This window comes from Pseudomonas sp. MM213 (genome assembly GCF_020423045.1).
GTDB lineage: Bacteria > Pseudomonadota > Gammaproteobacteria > Pseudomonadales > Pseudomonadaceae > Aquipseudomonas > Aquipseudomonas migulae.
The window spans coordinates 3,946,316-3,963,435 of record NZ_CP081943.1 but is presented as its reverse complement, the minus strand read 5'-3'; the positions used below and the strand labels follow the sequence as shown (position 1 = coordinate 3,963,435).

General features: G+C 60.6%; 15 protein-coding genes. 14 read left to right on the top strand and 1 reads right to left on the bottom strand.

All coding sequences use genetic code 11. The features are described 5' to 3' along the window. Position 1: 1 nt before the first annotated feature. The gene (locus tag K5R88_RS18095) at positions 2-769 is read left to right on the top strand and encodes a TerB family tellurite resistance protein (protein WP_008035968.1); all 768 of its coding nucleotides are present in this window, start codon (positions 2-4) and stop codon (positions 767-769) included. A 142-nt stretch (positions 770-911) separates the two neighbouring features. Here the strand turns inward: K5R88_RS18095 and K5R88_RS18090 are convergent, their stop codons facing one another. Next, positions 912-1,901 (bottom strand): alpha/beta hydrolase family protein, encoded by a 990-nt coding sequence (locus tag K5R88_RS18090; RefSeq protein WP_226298145.1) that lies wholly within the window; start codon positions 1,899-1,901, stop codon positions 912-914. Between the two features lie 73 nt (positions 1,902-1,974). Between K5R88_RS18090 and K5R88_RS18085 the strand changes: the two genes are divergently transcribed. The 13 genes from K5R88_RS18085 to trpC all read left to right on the top strand — a co-directional run bounded on the left by K5R88_RS18085 (position 1,975) and on the right by trpC (position 17,038). Further along, complete coding sequence (locus K5R88_RS18085) at positions 1,975-4,371, top strand: PAS domain-containing sensor histidine kinase (protein ID WP_226298144.1); 2,397 nt, start codon at positions 1,975-1,977, stop codon at positions 4,369-4,371. A gap of 113 nt (positions 4,372-4,484) precedes the next feature. After that, on the top strand, positions 4,485-5,114 hold the full coding sequence (locus K5R88_RS18080) for a response regulator (protein ID WP_003210977.1): 630 nt from the start codon (positions 4,485-4,487) through the stop codon (positions 5,112-5,114). 337 nt (positions 5,115-5,451) lie between these two features. Then, positions 5,452-6,576: an ABC transporter ATP-binding protein gene (locus tag K5R88_RS18075; RefSeq protein WP_008027079.1), complete on the top strand. Its 1,125-nt coding sequence runs from the start codon at positions 5,452-5,454 to the stop codon at positions 6,574-6,576. Positions 6,577-6,620: 44 nt separating this feature from the next. Further along, the gene (locus tag K5R88_RS18070; protein WP_226298143.1) at positions 6,621-7,664 is read left to right on the top strand and encodes an ABC transporter substrate-binding protein; all 1,044 of its coding nucleotides are present in this window, start codon (positions 6,621-6,623) and stop codon (positions 7,662-7,664) included. 206 nt (positions 7,665-7,870) lie between these two features. Continuing rightward, positions 7,871-9,118 (top strand): ABC transporter permease, encoded by a 1,248-nt coding sequence (locus tag K5R88_RS18065; RefSeq protein WP_008027082.1) that lies wholly within the window; start codon positions 7,871-7,873, stop codon positions 9,116-9,118. 13 nt (positions 9,119-9,131) lie between these two features. Then, positions 9,132-9,956 (top strand): ABC transporter permease, encoded by an 825-nt coding sequence (locus K5R88_RS18060; protein ID WP_008027084.1) that lies wholly within the window; start codon positions 9,132-9,134, stop codon positions 9,954-9,956. 217 nt (positions 9,957-10,173) lie between these two features. Beyond that, a complete protein-coding gene (locus K5R88_RS18055) occupies positions 10,174-11,322 on the top strand; it encodes an iron-containing alcohol dehydrogenase (protein WP_226298142.1) in 1,149 nt (382 codons plus the stop codon). Positions 11,323-11,402: 80 nt separating this feature from the next. Next, positions 11,403-12,077, top strand: coding sequence for a ribulose-phosphate 3-epimerase (gene rpe, locus K5R88_RS18050; protein ID WP_008035979.1), 675 nt, complete (start codon positions 11,403-11,405; stop codon positions 12,075-12,077). Beyond that, positions 12,074-12,892: a phosphoglycolate phosphatase gene (locus K5R88_RS18045; protein WP_084318377.1), complete on the top strand. Its 819-nt coding sequence runs from the start codon at positions 12,074-12,076 to the stop codon at positions 12,890-12,892. Before rpe ends, K5R88_RS18045 begins: the two co-directional genes overlap by 4 nt. A 71-nt stretch (positions 12,893-12,963) precedes the next feature. Continuing rightward, on the top strand, positions 12,964-14,445 hold the full coding sequence (gene trpE / locus K5R88_RS18040; protein WP_226298141.1) for an anthranilate synthase component I: 1,482 nt from the start codon (positions 12,964-12,966) through the stop codon (positions 14,443-14,445). Positions 14,446-14,552: 107 nt separating this feature from the next. Then, positions 14,553-15,146: an aminodeoxychorismate/anthranilate synthase component II gene (locus tag K5R88_RS18035; RefSeq protein ID WP_008027095.1), complete on the top strand. Its 594-nt coding sequence runs from the start codon at positions 14,553-14,555 to the stop codon at positions 15,144-15,146. 9 nt (positions 15,147-15,155) lie between these two features. Next, on the top strand, positions 15,156-16,205 hold the full coding sequence (gene trpD, locus K5R88_RS18030) for an anthranilate phosphoribosyltransferase (protein ID WP_008027097.1): 1,050 nt from the start codon (positions 15,156-15,158) through the stop codon (positions 16,203-16,205). Then, positions 16,202-17,038 carry an indole-3-glycerol phosphate synthase TrpC gene (gene trpC, locus K5R88_RS18025; protein ID WP_008035982.1) on the top strand — a complete coding sequence of 279 codons (837 nt, stop codon included), beginning with the start codon at positions 16,202-16,204 and terminating at the stop codon, positions 17,036-17,038. The genes trpD and trpC overlap by 4 nt, the downstream gene beginning before the upstream one ends. Positions 17,039-17,120: the final 82 nt, after the last annotated feature.

The following is a 17,120-nucleotide window of genomic DNA, read 5'->3' as shown; positions in this document are numbered from 1 at the left end:
GATGCTGTGGCCAGGGACTCTGATTGGAGCCGGAGCGGGCTTTGCCATTGCCAGCATTCCGGGGGCCTTGCTCGGCGCTTTATTGGGGCAGGCGCTGGATCGGCACCTGCAATTGCATTCGTGGGGGCATTTGCGTGAAAAGCTCGGTGGCAGGCCGGTGCTGCGCAACGATGAGCTGCTGTTCGTATTGCTGGGACGGCTGGCCAAATGCGATGGGCGAGTGGTAGACGGACATATCCAGCAGGCGCGCCTGGAAATGCAGGCACTGGACATGTCCGAGTCGGCCAAGCGTCGGGCGATTGCCGCGTTCAACCGCGGCAAGTCGGGCCGTGACCGGTTGCGCGGTTATCTGCGACGCTTGAGTGAGCAACCCCATGCGGCGGAAGGCGTATTGCGCGCCTGTTGGCGAATGGTCTGGGCCGATGGTCGTGCCGGGCATGCCGAGCGCGAACTGATTCGCCAATGGGGTAAATGGCTGGGCTGGACGTCGTATCAGGTGCAGGCGCTGGCGTCTGACTATGAGCCGCACAAGCAATCGTCGGCCGGCACTGCCATCACTTATCAGGAAGCGTTGTCGCTGTTGGGTGTGTCTGCCACCACCGAACCGGCGCAGATCAAACGCGCCTATCGGCGCCTGCTGAGTCGTCATCATCCGGACAAAATTGCCGGCAGCGGTGCGACGGCGTTGCAGGTGCGCGAGGCGACGGACAAGACGCGCGAATTGCATAACGCCTATACGTTGATTCGTCAGCGGCGGGATTTCAAGTGATGCGTCGTCAGTGATGACGCCTTCGCGGGCAAGTCGGATCGCCGCACCGCTCGCTCCTACAGGATTTAGTCAATCACAAAAATTGCAAACGACTAAATCCTGTAGGAGCGAGGCTTGCCCGCGAAGGGCGCGACTCGGTCTATCAGTTCGCAGCCTGAGGATTCAACCAGCCCCGCACCCGGCGAACCAACTGCTCCTGCTCTGCTTTCGAGTCACCCGGCAACGCCTTGAGCGATACCTGACTGAACGCCGAACCCTTCAAGCGCTTGCTGGCCTGCAAGCGTTCCAGAGCCGCATTGCGGTCCAGCGGCTTGTCCTTGTAGAAGATGTCGGCGGTGGGCAGTTTTAGCGTCGGCGTCAGTTCAGCCAGGCCAGGTTTCGCTGCCACGGGCGTCTGCGCGGCGACCATCGCGAACTTCTCGACTTGCGAGGGCTGCCTCTCGCTCAGATAACGCGCGGCCCAGTAAGCGCCGGTGCCATGACCCAGCACCACGATGCTGCGAGCGCTCTGCTGTTCGGCGTAGGCAACAGCCGCATCGATGCGTGCGAAAATTCGTTCGGCGTCGGCTTTGACCTGTTCGTCGCTGGTTTCAGCAATGGCCTTGTCGGCCACCTCCGCTTCACCGCCCGCCGCCTGCTCGATGGGCGCCGCCGTGGTCGAGTCCTTGCTGCCGGCATCAGGTGCTTTGGGCGGTGGCGTTACTTCAACGATACGTGGCGCAATGGCATCGCTTTGCACGTCTGGCAAGGTGATACTCAGGCTGCTCCACTCGGCGTCCGGCAATTGGCGCCGCAACGGACCGATTGCCTGCGGCCAGTCAACGGTTTCGCCCGCGCCCGGGATGATAATCACCGCACCCTTGGGGTCAGCGGTATTGGCCGGTTTCCACAAGGCCAGAAACGTGTCGCTGCCGGCCTGGAGTTGTTGCTGTTCCTGAGCGGGGATTTTTCGCTCAAGTGCTGCCGCTTCTTCCTGACTACGCTCAAGCAGCGGCTGACGTTCGACCGGTTTTTCTTCTGCGGGTTTTTCCGCGGCGGCCGGTGCCGGGTCTGCGGCCTCGACGGAAAAGGCGCAAGGCAGGATCAGCGACAGGCACAATGCTGGCAGTGCCAGGCGGTAGACAGGGGGCATCGGATATTCCAGGCCAGAAGTGGTTCCGGCAGCCTAATGGGTTGGTCAGTATTTGTCAGTGTGTGAGATTTCAATGATGCGTTTTTGCTGTCTGTGGGTTATCGGCTGTTTGTGGTTTCCCTTGATGGGCTGGGCGGCGCCTGCGCCACCGGAGCACGTCGCGCAGTTGTCTGCGAGCCAACAGCAATGGCTCGCGCAACATAATGAATTGCGCGTCGGACTGGTGTTGCAAGTGCCCTATGCGCAATACGATCGCCGTTTGCAGCGGCTGTCCGGGGTTAACGTCGAGCTGATGAAATGGCTGGCAAAAGCGCTCAAGGTCGAGCTGAGCTGGCGTAACTATCCTGACCTTGCGCAACTGGAAGCCGCCGCGCGCGAAGGTGAAATAGACATCGCCCCAGGGTTGGCGCAAACCCCCGGCGGCCTGCGCCTGTGGCAGTTTTCCGATCCATACATGCGGGTGCCGCAACTGGTGGTCAGTGACCAGAAGGGCGCCGGCGTGGTCGAGTTGGAAAAACTCGACAGCCAGACCCGCGTCGCCGTACGCATGCCCAGCGCCACCGCCGATTACCTGCGCAGCAATTACCCGCATTTGAACCTCCAGGGCGTGCCGATCGAGCGTCAGGCACTGCAACTGTTGTTGAGTCAGCAGGCCAGTTATGCCGTGGTCGACGAAGCGCAATTCGGGCGTTTGTCTGTCGAACCGGAGTTTGCCGGGTTGGTGGTGGTCGGTGATATTGGCCTGCCGCAACTGCTGCGCGTGGCTACACGGCGGGACTGGCCGGAACTCGCCGGCATCATCGAAAGCGCGCTGCGGGCGATCCCCGCCAAAGACCTGGAACAACTGCACAACCAATGGCTGCAAGCCAAATACCCGCGACTGACCGAGTCGCCGGGTTTCTGGCAGAACCTCTGCCTGCTGTTGGCGGTGTTGATGCTGAGCTGCATGGCGATCGTGGTCTGGCAGCGTCGGCAGCAACACAGTCTTGAGCAGCGGTTGCTGGTAGCACGGGAAGACATTGCCTTGCGTGCCGCCAGCGAAGAAGCGCTGCGCCTCACCCAGTTTTCTATCGACCAGAGCACCGTCGGCATTCTCTGGGTCAACTGGGACAGCCATGTGCGCTACGCCAACCGCGCCGCGGAAACCATGCTCGGCTATCCGTCGGGTGGCATCATCGATCGGCCGTTGATCGACTTTGAACCGGGTCTGCACATGGACCGCTGGCTGAACCTGTGGAAACGCGCCCGCGCCAGCGAAGAAGGGCCGCTCAGCTTTGAAACCAATTGCCTGCGAGCCGATGGCAGCATTCTGCCGACGGATGTGTCGTTGAGCTTCCTGCGTTTTCGCGATGGCGAATACCTGGTGGTCTACCTCAACGACGTCACCGAGCGTCGTCGTGCGCTGGCCGCGTTGCAGGAAAGCGAGGCGCGGCTGCAAGGGATCGCTGCCAACGTACCGGGATTGGTCTTTCGCCTGGAGCGGGCACCGATGACAGGGCAGATCGACTTTGCCTACATCAGTGAGGGCAGCGAGAGCCTGGTCGGTTACTCGCCGGCGACCCTGGCCCACCGCGACAAAGGCCTGCGCAGCCTGGTGCATCCGGATGACAAGGCCAGTTACCACCAAACGCAGGATCATGCGCTGGACACTGACAGTGACTGGTCGTGGCAAGGGCGGATTCTCACGCGTCAGGGCGATCAGCGCTGGGCCGAGATCAAGGCCATCACGCGTCGCCTCGATGACGGCACCTATGTCTGGGACGGCATCGTCTGGGACATCAGCGAGAGCAAGCGCATCGAGCTGGAACTGGCCAGCTCCCGTGAGCAATTGCGTGAATTGTCCGCACACCTGGAGAGCGTGAGAGAAGAGGAAAAGGCGCGCATCGCCAGGGAAGTTCACGACGAGTTGGGTCAGATGTTGACCGTGTTGAAACTGGAAACGTCCATGTGCGAACTGGCCTACGCCCAGCTCGACCCAGGTCTGAATGAACGTTTGAACAGCATGAAGCGCTTGATCGCTCAGCTGTTCCAACTGGTGCGCGATGTGGCCACGGCGTTGCGGCCGCCAATTCTCGATGCCGGTATTGCTTCGGCCATCGAATGGCAGGCCCGGCGTTTCGAGGCGCGCACGCAGATTCCGTGTCTGGTGCAAGTGCCGGAGAACTTGCCGGTGCTCAGCGATGCCAAGGCGATCGGCTTGTTCCGGATCCTTCAGGAAGCGCTGACCAATGTCATGCGGCATGCCCAGGCGCATACTGTTGAACTGACATTGACGCTTGAGGGCGACGAGTTGTGTCTGACTGTCAGCGATGATGGCGTAGGATTTGTCGCCGCTACTGGCCGGCCAACATCCTTCGGGGTTGTGGGCATGCGCGAGCGGGTGTTGATCATGGGCGGGGAACTGTCGCTTGAAAGTGAGCCGGGGGAGGGTACTACCCTGATGGTGCGTGTGCCGCTGGATGAAGCCTGAAGAATTTGTGTTGTCTGTAATGACGCCTTCGCGGGCAGGGATTTTGTGAACGCCACAGATCCAAATGTGGGAGCGAGCCTGCTCGCGATAGATCTTGAATCTGGAGAAAGACCGTGATCCGTGTACTGGTAGCCGAAGACCACACCATCGTTCGCGAAGGCATTAAACAACTGATCGGCCTGGCCAAGGACTTGCTGGTGGTGGGCGAGGCGAGCAATGGCGAGCAGTTGCTCGAAACCTTGCGTCATGTGCCTTGCGAAGTGGTGTTGCTGGACATCTCGATGCCGGGCGTCAATGGCCTGGAAGCGATTCCGCGGATTCGCGCACTGAACAATCCACCGGCGATCCTGGTGTTGTCGATGCACGACGAAGCGCAAATGGCTGCCCGGGCGTTGAAGGTCGGCGCGGCGGGTTACGCAACCAAGGACAGCGACCCGGCGCTGCTGCTGACGGCAATTCGCAAGGTCGCGGCGGGCGGTCGGTACATCGACCCGGACCTGGCCGACCGCATGGTTTTCGAAGTCGGCCTGACCGATTCGCGGCCGCTGCATTCGTTGCTCTCGGAGCGCGAATTCTCGGTGTTCGAACGCCTGGCCCAGGGCGCCAACGTCAACGACATCGCCCAGCAACTGGCCCTGAGCAGCAAAACCATCAGCACCCACAAGGCGCGGCTGATGCAGAAACTCAACATCACGTCCCTGGCCGAACTGGTGAAGTACGCCATGGAACACAAGCTGCTCTAACACGATTCACCACGGATCCTGTAGGAGCGAGGCTTGCCCGCGAAGCTTTTAGCGTCAGTAAGATCGCCTTCGCGGGCAAGCCTCGCTCCTACGAAACGTTGTGGCATATCCATTTGCGACATGCCTTTAAAACCGCTATCGCCGCTCCATAAGGCTCGCAGCTCACCACCTGCCCCCATCCCGAAACGACATACCCATTCCCGCCATCCTTGTAGGGCAATCCCTACCCCCAACCTTCCATCCGGCTGAGGCGATTCTCTCCTGCGCCCCGATTTGCGTGCTCCCCAGCGTCCACTAGGCTTAGTCCACAGCAGTCATCAATAACAAAGGTGTGGGTATGAGCCAGGTCGATTCAAGCGCAGGGGCCAATGACATTCTGGTCAGCTTTCGTGGAGTGCAAAAGAGCTACGACGGCGAGAACCTGATCGTCAAAGACCTCAACCTGGACATTCGCAAAGGCGAGTTCCTCACGTTGCTCGGGCCATCCGGTTCCGGCAAAACCACCAGCCTGATGATGCTCGCCGGTTTCGAAACCCCGACCGCCGGTGAAATCCTCCTGGCCGGGCGCGCCATCAACAACGTGCCGCCGCACAAGCGCGACATCGGCATGGTGTTCCAGAACTATGCATTGTTCCCGCACATGACCGTCGCCGAGAACCTCGCGTTCCCGCTGACCGTGCGCGGCTTGAACAAGAGCGATGTCAGCGACCGGGTCAAACGTGTCCTGAGCATGGTTCAGCTCGAGACCTTCGCCCAGCGTTATCCGGCGCAACTGTCCGGTGGTCAGCAACAGCGTGTGGCCCTGGCCCGTGCATTGGTGTTCGAACCGCAACTGGTGCTGATGGACGAACCCCTCGGCGCACTCGACAAACAACTGCGCGAACACATGCAGATGGAGATCAAGCATCTGCACCAGCGCCTCGGCGTGACCGTGGTCTACGTGACCCACGACCAGGGCGAAGCCCTGACCATGTCCGACCGCGTGGCGGTGTTCCATCAGGGCGAAATCCAGCAGATCGCCCCTCCACGCAGCCTCTACGAAGAACCGAAAAACACCTTCGTCGCCAACTTCATCGGCGAGAACAACCGTCTCAACGGCCGCCTGCACAGCCAGACCGGCGATCGTTGCATCGTCGAACTCGGTCGCGGTGAAAAGGTTGAAGCGCTGGCGGTCAATGTCGGCAAGACCGGCGAACCCGTCACGCTGTCGATTCGTCCGGAACGCGTGAGCCTCAATGGTTCGAGCGAGTCCTGTGTCAACCGCTTCTCAGGGAGGGTGGCGGAATTCATCTATCTGGGCGACCACGTCCGGGTTCGCCTGGAAGTCTGCGGCAAGACCGACTTCTTCGTGAAACAACCGATTGCCGAGCTCGATCCCGGGCTTGCTGTCGGCGACGTGGTACCGCTTGGCTGGGAGGTCGAACACGTTCGCGCGCTCGACCCACTTCTAGAGGCGAACTGATCGCCCCCTGCTTCAACCAACCCTGCACGTGGAGAGAACAATAAATGTTGAGATCCCTGAAATTCACCGCCCTGGTCATGGGCATGATCGGTGCGGCACACGCGATGGCGGCGGGCCCGGACCTGACCGTGGTGTCCTTTGGCGGGGCGAACAAGGCCGCGCAGGTCAAAGCCTTCTACGCACCGTGGGAAGCGGCGGGTAACGGCAAGATCGTAGCGGGCGAGTACAACGGCGAGATGGCCAAGGTCAAAGCCATGGTCGACACCAAAAGCGTGTCCTGGGACCTGGTGGAAGTTGAGTCGCCAGAACTGTCCCGTGGTTGCGACGAAGACATGTTCGAGCAACTCGACCCGGCGCTGTTCGGCAAGACCGAAGACTACGTCAAAGGCGCTATCCAGCCTTGCGGCGTAGGTTTCTTCGTGTGGTCGACCGTGTTGGCCTACAACGCCGACAAGCTGGCCTCCGCACCCACCAGCTGGGTGGATTTCTGGGACACCAAGAAATTCCCGGGTAAGCGCGGCCTGCGTAAAGGCGCCAAGTACACCCTGGAATTCGCACTGATGGCCGACGGTGTTGCGCCGAAAGACGTCTACAAAGTGCTGGCCGGCAAAGACGGTCAGGACCGCGCGTTCAAGAAGCTTGATGAGCTGAAACCAAACATCCAGTGGTGGGAAGCCGGCGCACAACCGCCGCAATACCTCGCTTCCGGTGACGTGGTCATGAGCTCGGCCTACAACGGCCGGATCGCTGCCGTGCAGAAAGAAAGCAACCTGAAAGTCGTGTGGAACGGCGGTATCTACGACTTCGACGCATGGGCCATTCCAAAAGGCCTGGACAAGACACGTGCTGAAGCGGCGAAGAAATTCATCGCGTACTCGGTGGCACCGCAGCAGCAGAAGACCTACTCGGAAAACATCGCCTACGGCCCGGCCAACACCCAAGCCGTACCGCTGTTGTCCAAGGATGTCCTGAAAGACATGCCGACCACCCCGGAAAACATCGCCAACCAAGTGCAGATCGACGTCAGCTTCTGGGCTGACAACGGCGAGCAACTGGAACAGCGCTTCAATTCCTGGGCTGCGAAATAAGACCACCCCGTGGGCTTATCGACTCCCGTAGGAGCGAGGCTCGCCCGCGAAGACGTCAGCACATTCAACATCAATGTTGACTGACACGCTGCCTTCGCGAGCAAGCTTCGCTCCTACGGGGGGGATGTGTAGTTATCAAGAACAGAGGCGGCCTCGCGGTCAAAGGATGCCGCCTCTGTAACGATCAAAGATTTCCGGAGTACGCCATGGCCACCGCCATTCCCCTGAACGCGGGCACTGACCCCACCTTGAAGCAGCGGCTCAAGCACGCCGAGCGGATCAACCGCTGGAAGGCCCAGGCCTTGATCGCGCCATTGGTGCTGTTTCTGTTGCTGGTGTTCCTGGTGCCCATCGTGGCGCTGCTCTACAAAAGCGTTGGTAACCCGGAAGTGGTCGGCGGCATGCCGCGCACCGTGGCGGCCATCGCCAGCTGGGACGGCCGTGGCCTGCCCGCTGAACCGGTTTACAAAGCGGCCAGCGAAGACCTCGCTGAAGCGCGCAAGAATCAGACCCTGGGCGACCTGTCCAAGCGCTTGAACATGGAGCTGGCCGGCTATCGCAGCCTGCTGACCAAAACCGCCCGCGCCTTGCCGTTCGCTACCGAACCGGCCTCTTATAAAGACGCGCTGGAAGGGCTCGACGAGCGTTGGGGCGACCCGGCCTACTGGCAAGCGGTGCGCCGCAACACCAGCAACATCACGCCGTACTACTTGCTGGCAGCGGTCGATCACCGCATCGATGACCTTGGCGAAATCGCCCCGGCCACGCCCGATCAGGCGATTTACCTCGACATCTTCGCCCGCACCTTCTGGATGGGCCTGATCATCACCGCCATTTGCCTGGTACTCGCCTATCCGTTGGCTTACCTGCTGGCGAATCTGCCGTCGCGTCAAAGCAACCTGTTGATGATCCTGGTGCTGCTGCCGTTCTGGACCTCGATTCTGGTGCGCGTCGCTGCGTGGATCGTATTGCTGCAATCGGGCGGGCTGATCAACAGCGGCCTGATGGCCATGGGCATCATCGATAAGCCGCTGGAGCTGGTGTTCAACCGCACCGGGGTCTACATCTCGATGGTGCACATCCTGCTGCCGTTCATGATCCTGCCGATCTACAGCGTGATGAAAGGCATCTCGCCGACCTACATGCGCGCCGCGATTTCCCTCGGCTGCCACCCGTTCGCCAGTTTCTGGCGGGTGTACTTCCCGCAGACCTATGCCGGTGTCGGCGCCGGTTGCCTGTTGGTGTTCATCCTCGCCATCGGCTACTACATCACCCCGGCCTTGCTGGGCAGCCCGAACGATCAGATGGTCAGTTACTTCGTCGCCTTCTACACCAACACCAGCATCAACTGGGGCATGGCGACCGCACTCGGTGGGCTGCTGCTGTTGGCGACCGTGGTGCTTTATCTGATTTACAGCTGGCTGGTGGGCGCCAGTCGCCTGCGCCTGAGCTAAGGGGAGAATCGAAATGCTGAGTCCTTACATGTCGCCCATCGAACGGGTGTGGTTCTACAGCTTGCGGATTCTCTGCGGCTTGATTTTGCTGTTCCTGATTCTGCCGGTGTTGGTGATCATCCCGTTGTCGTTCAACTCGGGCAGTTTCCTGGTGTATCCGCTGCAAGGTTTTTCGCTGCACTGGTATCAGGACTTCTTCGCCTCGGCGGAATGGATGCGTGCACTGAAGAACAGCATCATCGTCGCCCCGGCGGCGACCGTGCTGGCGATGGTGTTCGGTACGCTGGCGGCGATTGGCCTGACTCGGGGCGACTTCCCGGGCAAGGCGCTAGTGATGGCGTTGGTGATTTCGCCGATGGTGGTGCCGGTGGTGATCATCGGTGTCGCGAGTTACCTGTTCTTTGCACCGCTGGGCCTGGGCAACAGCTTCTTCTCGTTGATCGTGGTGCACGCGGTGTTGGGTGTGCCGTTTGTGATCATCACGGTGTCGGCAACATTGCAGGGGTTTAACCACAACCTGGTGCGCGCCGCTGCCAGCCTCGGGGCTTCACCGCTGACCGCGTTCCGCCGCGTGACCTTGCCGCTGATTGCGCCGGGTGTGATCTCCGGTGCGCTGTTTGCCTTCGCGACCTCGTTCGATGAAGTGGTGGTGACGTTGTTCCTCGCCGGTCCCGAGCAAGCGACCTTGCCACGGCAGATGTTCAGCGGTATCCGCGAAAACCTCAGCCCGACGATCGCCGCCGCGGCAACGCTGCTGATTGCCTTCTCGGTGATCCTGCTGCTGACCCTGGAATGGCTGCGTGGCCGCAGCGAAAAACTGCGCACCGCCCAGGTTTGATCAGCTTTTGATTTTGTAGGAGCGAAGCTTGCTCGCGAAGAGGCCAGAACAGTCAGCATCGATGTTGACTGAGATGGCCCCTTCGCGAGCAAGCTTCGCTCCTACATTAGATTTGTGTTGTTCCCATGTTCGGTCATTCACGCGCTGAATAGCAGACAAACCCCAATCCCCAGCTACTATTGTGCCCAGCTCCCCTATCTATAAGAGGCTGCGCACGATGAGTCTTTCCTCTTTCAAAATCGCACACAAACTGATCACCGGCGCAGCTGCCATCGAGCAACTGTCCGCCGAGCTCACGCGCCTGGACATCGACAACCCGCTGATCGTCACCGACGCCGCGCTGGTCAAATCCGGCACGGTGGAGCTGGCGCTCGCGCAGTTGGGGGACCGTAGTTACGAAATTTTCGACCGTGTACTGCCAGACCCGGAAATCGCCATCGTCGAAGACTGCATGCGCGTTTACCGTGAAGGCGGGCACGACGGGCTGATCGGCCTGGGCGGCGGCAGCGCGATCGACATCGCCAAAAGTGTTGCCGCGTATGCCGGTTATCACGGCGCGCTGGAGGATCTGTTCGGCATCGACCAGGTGCCGCGCAAGGGCCCACCGCTGATCGCCATCCCGACCACCGCCGGCACCGGCTCGGAAGTGACCAATGTCGCGATCCTCTCCGACAAGGTTGCGCAACTGAAAAAGGGCATCATCAGCGACTATCTGTTGCCGGACGTGGCCCTGGTCAGCCCGCAAATGACCCTGACCTGCCCGCGCAGTGTCACCGCCGCCAGTGGCGTCGATGCGCTGGTGCACGCCATCGAATCTTATTTGTCCCTCAATGCTTCAGCGATTACCGATGCGCTGGCCATCGGCGCTATCAAGTTGATCACCCAGGCGCTACCCAAGGCCTACGCCAATCCCTCCAATCTGCAGGCGCGTGAAGACATGGCCACCGCCAGCCTGATGGCCGGCATGGCGTTCGGCAATGCCGGGGTCGGCGCGGTGCATGCGCTGGCGTATCCGCTGGGCGGACGTTTCAACATCACCCACGGCGTCAGCAACGCCTTGTTGCTGCCGTACGTCATGACCTGGAACAAGATGGCCTGCGTCGAGCGCATGCAGGATATTGCCGAAGCCATGGGCGTGAAGACCGCTCATCTGAGCGCCAATGACGCTGCGGACAAAGCCGTCGAGGCGATGACTGCGTTGTGCGCAGCGGTAGAAATCCCGTCGGGCCTGCGCAGTTTCGGTGTTCCAGAGGATGCGATTCCGGCCTTGGCCCTGGAAGCCGCGGGTATCGAGCGGCTGATGCGCAACAATCCACGCAAATTGAGTGCGATTGATATCGAGAAGATCTACCGCGCGGCCTACTGATCATCGTCCTTACGGTGCGCGCGTCAAAGCATGAGGTATACAATGCGCGCCATCGTGATTCTGCTCAGAAAAGGTGCGTCATGCAGCCCTTCGTAATTGCTCCGTCGATTCTCTCCGCCGACTTCGCCCGCCTGGGTGAAGAAGTGGACAACGTTCTGGCCGCCGGCGCCGACTTCGTGCACTTCGATGTCATGGACAACCACTACGTGCCGAACCTGACCATCGGCCCGATGGTCTGTGCCGCGCTGCGCAAGTACGGCGTAACCGCGCCGATCGACGCGCACCTGATGGTCAGCCCGGTTGATCGCATCGTTGGCGACTTCATCGAGGCCGGCGCGACGTACATCACCTTCCACCCGGAAGCCACGCAGCACGTCGACCGTTCCCTGCAACTGATCCGCGAAGGCGGCTGCAAGTCGGGCCTGGTGTTCAACCCGGCGACCCCGCTGGACGTGCTCAAGTACGTGATGGACAAGGTCGACATGATCCTGCTGATGAGCGTCAACCCGGGCTTCGGCGGGCAGAAGTTCATCCCCGGCACCCTCGACAAGCTGCGTGAAGCACGCGCATTGATCGATGCCTCGGGCCGTGACATCCGCCTGGAAATCGACGGCGGCGTGAACGTGAACAACATTCGTGAAATCGCGGCGGCTGGCGCCGATACCTTCGTGGCCGGCTCGGCGATCTTCAACGCGCCGAACTACCAGGAAGTCATCGAGAAGATGCGTTCCGAACTGGCGCTGGCCCGTCCATGAGTGGCTTTGAGCAGCTGTTCCCGGGGCGTCTGCCACGGCTGGTGATGTTCGATCTGGACGGCACGCTGGTCGATTCGGTCCCTGACCTCGCCGCGGCGGTGGATAACATGCTGCTCAAACTCGGGCGCCAGCCTGTCGGCATCGAATCGGTGCGTGACTGGGTCGGCAACGGCGTGCACATGCTGGTGCGCCGGGCCCTGGCCAATCACATCGACGCCGAAGGTGTCGATGATGTCGAGGCTGAACATGCCCTGGAATTGTTCAACGGCTTTTACGAGGACGGTCACGACCTGACGGTGGTTTACCCCGGCGTGCGTGACACCCTCAAGTGGCTGAACAAGCAAGGCGTGGAGATGGCGCTGATCACCAACAAGCCGGAGCGCTTCGTCGCACCGTTGCTGGATCAGATGAAAATCGGCCGCTATTTCAAATGGATCATCGGCGGCGATACCTTGCCGCAGAAGAAACCTGACCCGGCTGCGCTGTTCTTCGTGATGAAAATGGCCAACATCCCGGCGTCGCAATCGCTGTTTGTCGGCGATTCGCGCAGCGATGTGCTGGCGGCGAAAGCGGCGGGGGTCAAATGCGTGGCCCTCAGTTATGGCTATAACCACGGTCGGCCGATTGCCGAAGAGTCGCCGGCGCTGGTCATCGACGACCTGCGCAAGCTAATTCCCGGTTGCCTGGATCCGGCCGCTGAGATAACGTTGGCCGACGCTGTTCAACCCCCTTCTGGAAACGCCATCGTGGTGGTCACTCGCAAACTCTGGATGAAAGTCATCAAGGCCCTGGCCCGCTGGCGTTGGCGCGCCTGACTTGTTCCTGGCCGGTCTACCGGCGCGTTTGCATACCTGACTGTTAGCACCTCAAGCCACGAGGCTACCCCATGATCCGTGAAGAATTCCTGCGTTTGGCCGCTGCCGGCTATAACCGCATCCCGCTTGCCTGCGAAACCCTGGCCGACTTCGACACGCCGCTGTCGATCTACCTGAAACTGGCTGACGAGCCCAATTCCTACCTGCTCGAATCCGTGCAGGGCGGGGAGAAGTGGGGTCGTTACTCTATCATCGGCCTGCCGTGCCGCACCGTGCTGCGGGTTCATGACCATCACATCAGCGTGACCCATGACGGCGTCGAGATCGAAAGCCATGAAGCGCAAGACCCGCTGGCGTTCGTCGAAGAATTCAAAGCCCGTTACAACGTACCGACCATCCCCGGCCTGCCACGCTTCAACGGCGGCCTGGTGGGTTACTTCGGTTACGACTGCGTGCGTTATGTGGAAAAGCGTCTGGGCAAGTGCCCGAACCCGGATCCGCTGGGCGTGCCGGACATTCTGCTGATGGTGTCCGATGCGGTGGTGGTGTTCGACAACCTCGCCGGCAAAATGCACGCAATTGTCCTGGCCGACCCGTCGCAGGACGATGCCTTCGAGCAAGGTCAGGCGCGCCTGCAAGAGCTGCTGGAAAAACTCCGCCAGCCAATCACCCCGCGCCGAGGCCTGGACTTCAGCAAGCAACAATCGACTGACCCGGTGTTCCGCTCCAGTTTCACCCAGAACGATTACGAAAAAGCCGTCGACACCATCAAGGAATACATCCTGGCCGGTGACTGCATGCAGGTCGTGCCGTCCCAGCGCATGTCGATCGACTTCAAGGCGGCGCCGATTGATCTGTACCGGGCGCTGCGTTGCTTCAACCCGACGCCTTATATGTACTTCTTCAACTTCGGCGACTTCCACGTCGTCGGCAGTTCGCCGGAAGTGCTGGTGCGGGTCGAAGACAATCTGATCACCGTTCGCCCGATTGCCGGCACCCGTCCGCGTGGGGCCAACGAAGAGGCAGACCTGGCGCTGGAGAAAGACCTGCTCTCCGACCACAAGGAAATCGCCGAACACCTGATGCTGATCGACCTGGGTCGTAACGACACCGGTCGCGTATCGGAAATCGGCTCGGTGAAGCTCACCGAGAAAATGGTTATCGAGCGTTATTCCAACGTGATGCACATTGTTTCCAACGTCACCGGGCAACTGAAAGCCGGGCTGACGGCCATGGACGCATTGCGGGCGATCCTGCCGGCGGGCACCTTGTCCGGCGCACCGAAGATTCGCGCGATGGAAATCATCGACGAACTGGAGCCGGTCAAGCGTGGCGTCTATGGCGGCGCGGTCGGTTACTTTGCCTGGAACGGCAACATGGACACGGCGATTGCGATCCGCACCGCCGTGATCAAGAACGGCGAACTGCACGTGCAGGCCGGTGGCGGCATCGTTGCCGACTCGGTGCCGGCGCTGGAATGGGAAGAAACCCTGAACAAGCGTCGTGCCATGTTCCGCGCAGTCGCCCTGGCTGAACAAACCCCGGAAAGCTGACCGATGAACGTGACCCGTATGCCATGTCGCTTTGGCTGACAAAGCGCTGCGGGCCGCTCATTCGAAGGCAGCCTTTATAGTCCGTGAATTCAAGAGGTTCTCAAGCCATGTTGCTGATGATCGATAACTACGACTCTTTTACCTACAACGTTGTGCAATACCTCGGTGAGCTAGGCTCCCAGGTCAAAGTCGTGCGCAACGATGAACTGACCGTTGCCGAAATCGAAGCCCTCAACCCTGAGCGCATCGTTGTGTCGCCCGGTCCTTGCACGCCGACCGAAGCGGGCGTCTCGATTGACGTCATCAAGCATTTCGCTGGCAAACTGCCGATTCTCGGCGTGTGCCTGGGCCATCAATCCATCGGCCAGGCCTTCGGCGGCGATGTGGTTCGTGCCCGCCAGGTGATGCACGGCAAGACCAGCCCGGTGTTCCACGAGGACAAAGGTGTCTTCGAAGGCCTGAACCATCCGCTGACCGTCACGCGTTATCACTCGCTGATCGTCAAGCGCGAAACCTTGCCGGACTGCCTGGAACTGACCGCCTGGACTCAACTTGAAGACGGTTCGGTCGACGAAATCATGGGCCTGCGCCACAAGACGCTGAACATCGAAGGTGTGCAGTTCCACCCTGAGTCTATCCTGACCGAGCAGGGCCACGAGCTGTTCGCCAACTTCCTCAAACAAACCGGCGGCACGCGCTAAGGACTTCCCATGAATATCAAGACAGCCCTCAGCCGTATCGTCGATCAACTCGACCTCAGCACCGATGAAATGCGCGATGTGATGCGCGAGATCATGACCGGACAATGCACGGACGCGCAGATCGGCGCGTTCATGATGGCCATGCGCATGAAGAGCGAAAGCATCGATGAGATCGTCGGCGCCGTGTCGGTCATGCGCGAGCTGGCGGACAAGGTCGAACTGAAGACCCTCGACGGCGTGGTTGATGTGGTCGGCACCGGCGGCGATGGGGCGAACATTTTCAACGTCTCGACGGCTTCTTCCTTTGTGGTGGCAGCGGCCGGTTGCACCGTGGCCAAGCACGGTAACCGTGCGGTGTCGGGTAAAAGCGGCAGCGCCGATCTGCTGGAGGCGGCGGGTATCTACCTGAACCTGACGCCGGTTCAGGTGGCGCGTTGCATCGACAACGTCGGCATCGGTTTCATGTTTGCCCAGACTCATCACAAAGCCATGAAATACGCCGCCGGCCCGCGCAAGGATCTTGGTCTGCGTACCCTGTTCAATATGCTCGGCCCGCTTACGAATCCGGCTGGCGTGAAACATCAGGTGGTGGGCGTGTTCAGCCAGGCGCTGTGCCGGCCATTGGCTGAAGTCTTGCAACGTCTGGGCAGCAAGCATGTGCTGGTGGTGAACTCGAAAGACGGCCTGGACGAATTCAGTCTGGCTGCGCCGACCTACGTGGCGGAATTGAAGAATGACCAGATCACCGAGTATTGGGTCGAGCCGGAAGATTTGGGCATGAAGAGCCAGAGCCTGCACGGCCTGGCGGTGGAAAGCCCGGCCGCTTCGCTTGAGCTGATACGCGATGCCCTGGGCAAGCGCAAGACCGAGAGCGGTCAGAAAGCTGCCGAGATGATCGTGCTCAATGCCGGTGCTGCACTCTATGCCGCCGACCTGGCGACCAGTTTGAAAGAAGGCGTTGCCCTGGCGCACGATGCGCTGCACACAGGCCTCGCTCGGGAAAAACTTGAGGAGTTGGGTGCATTTACCGCGGTATTCAAAGTGGAGAATGAGGGATGAGTGTACCGACGGTTCTGGAAAACATTCTGGCGCGCAAAGTCCAGGAAGTCGCCGAGCGTAGCGCTCGTGTGAGCCTGGCCGAGCTGGAAAGTCTGGCCAAGGCGGCCGATGCACCCCGTGGTTTTGCCAAGGCATTGCTGGCGCAGGCCAAGCTGAAGCAGCCAGCGGTCATTGCTGAAATCAAGAAAGCTTCGCCGAGCAAAGGCGTGATTCGCGAGAACTTCGTTCCTGCCGATATCGCCAGGAGCTACGAGAAGGGCGGCGCGACCTGCCTGTCGGTGCTCACCGATATCGATTATTTCCAGGGTGCAGATGCGTATCTGCAACAGGCCCGGGCGGCGTGCAAACTGCCGGTGATCCGCAAGGATTTCATGATCGATCCGTATCAGATCGTCGAGGCCCGTGCATTGGGCGCGGACTGCGTGCTGTTGATCGTCTCCGCGCTGGACGACGTGAAAATGGCCGAGCTGGCGGCGGTGGCAAAAAGCGTTGGCCTCGACGTGCTGGTGGAAGTCCATGACGGTGACGAACTGGAGCGGGCCTTGAAAACCCTCGACACACCGCTGGTCGGCGTGAACAACCGCAACCTGCACACCTTCGACGTCAGTCTGGAAACTACGCTGGATTTGCTGCCGCGGATTCCGCGTGACCGGTTGGTGATCACTGAAAGCGGCATCCTCAATCGGGCCGATGTCGAGCTGATGGAAATCAGCGACGTGTATGCGTTCCTGGTCGGCGAAGCGTTCATGCGCGCCGAAAGCCCGGGCACCGAGCTTCAGCGCCTGTTCTTCCCTGAGCGTGGCGTTCCGGTGAGTGGTTCTACCCTCGACTGATTACTGGCAGATCGAGTCGACCCCATCGCCGGCAAGCCGGTCTCGCTCCTACATTGGATCTATGGTGTTAGCAGATCCCTTG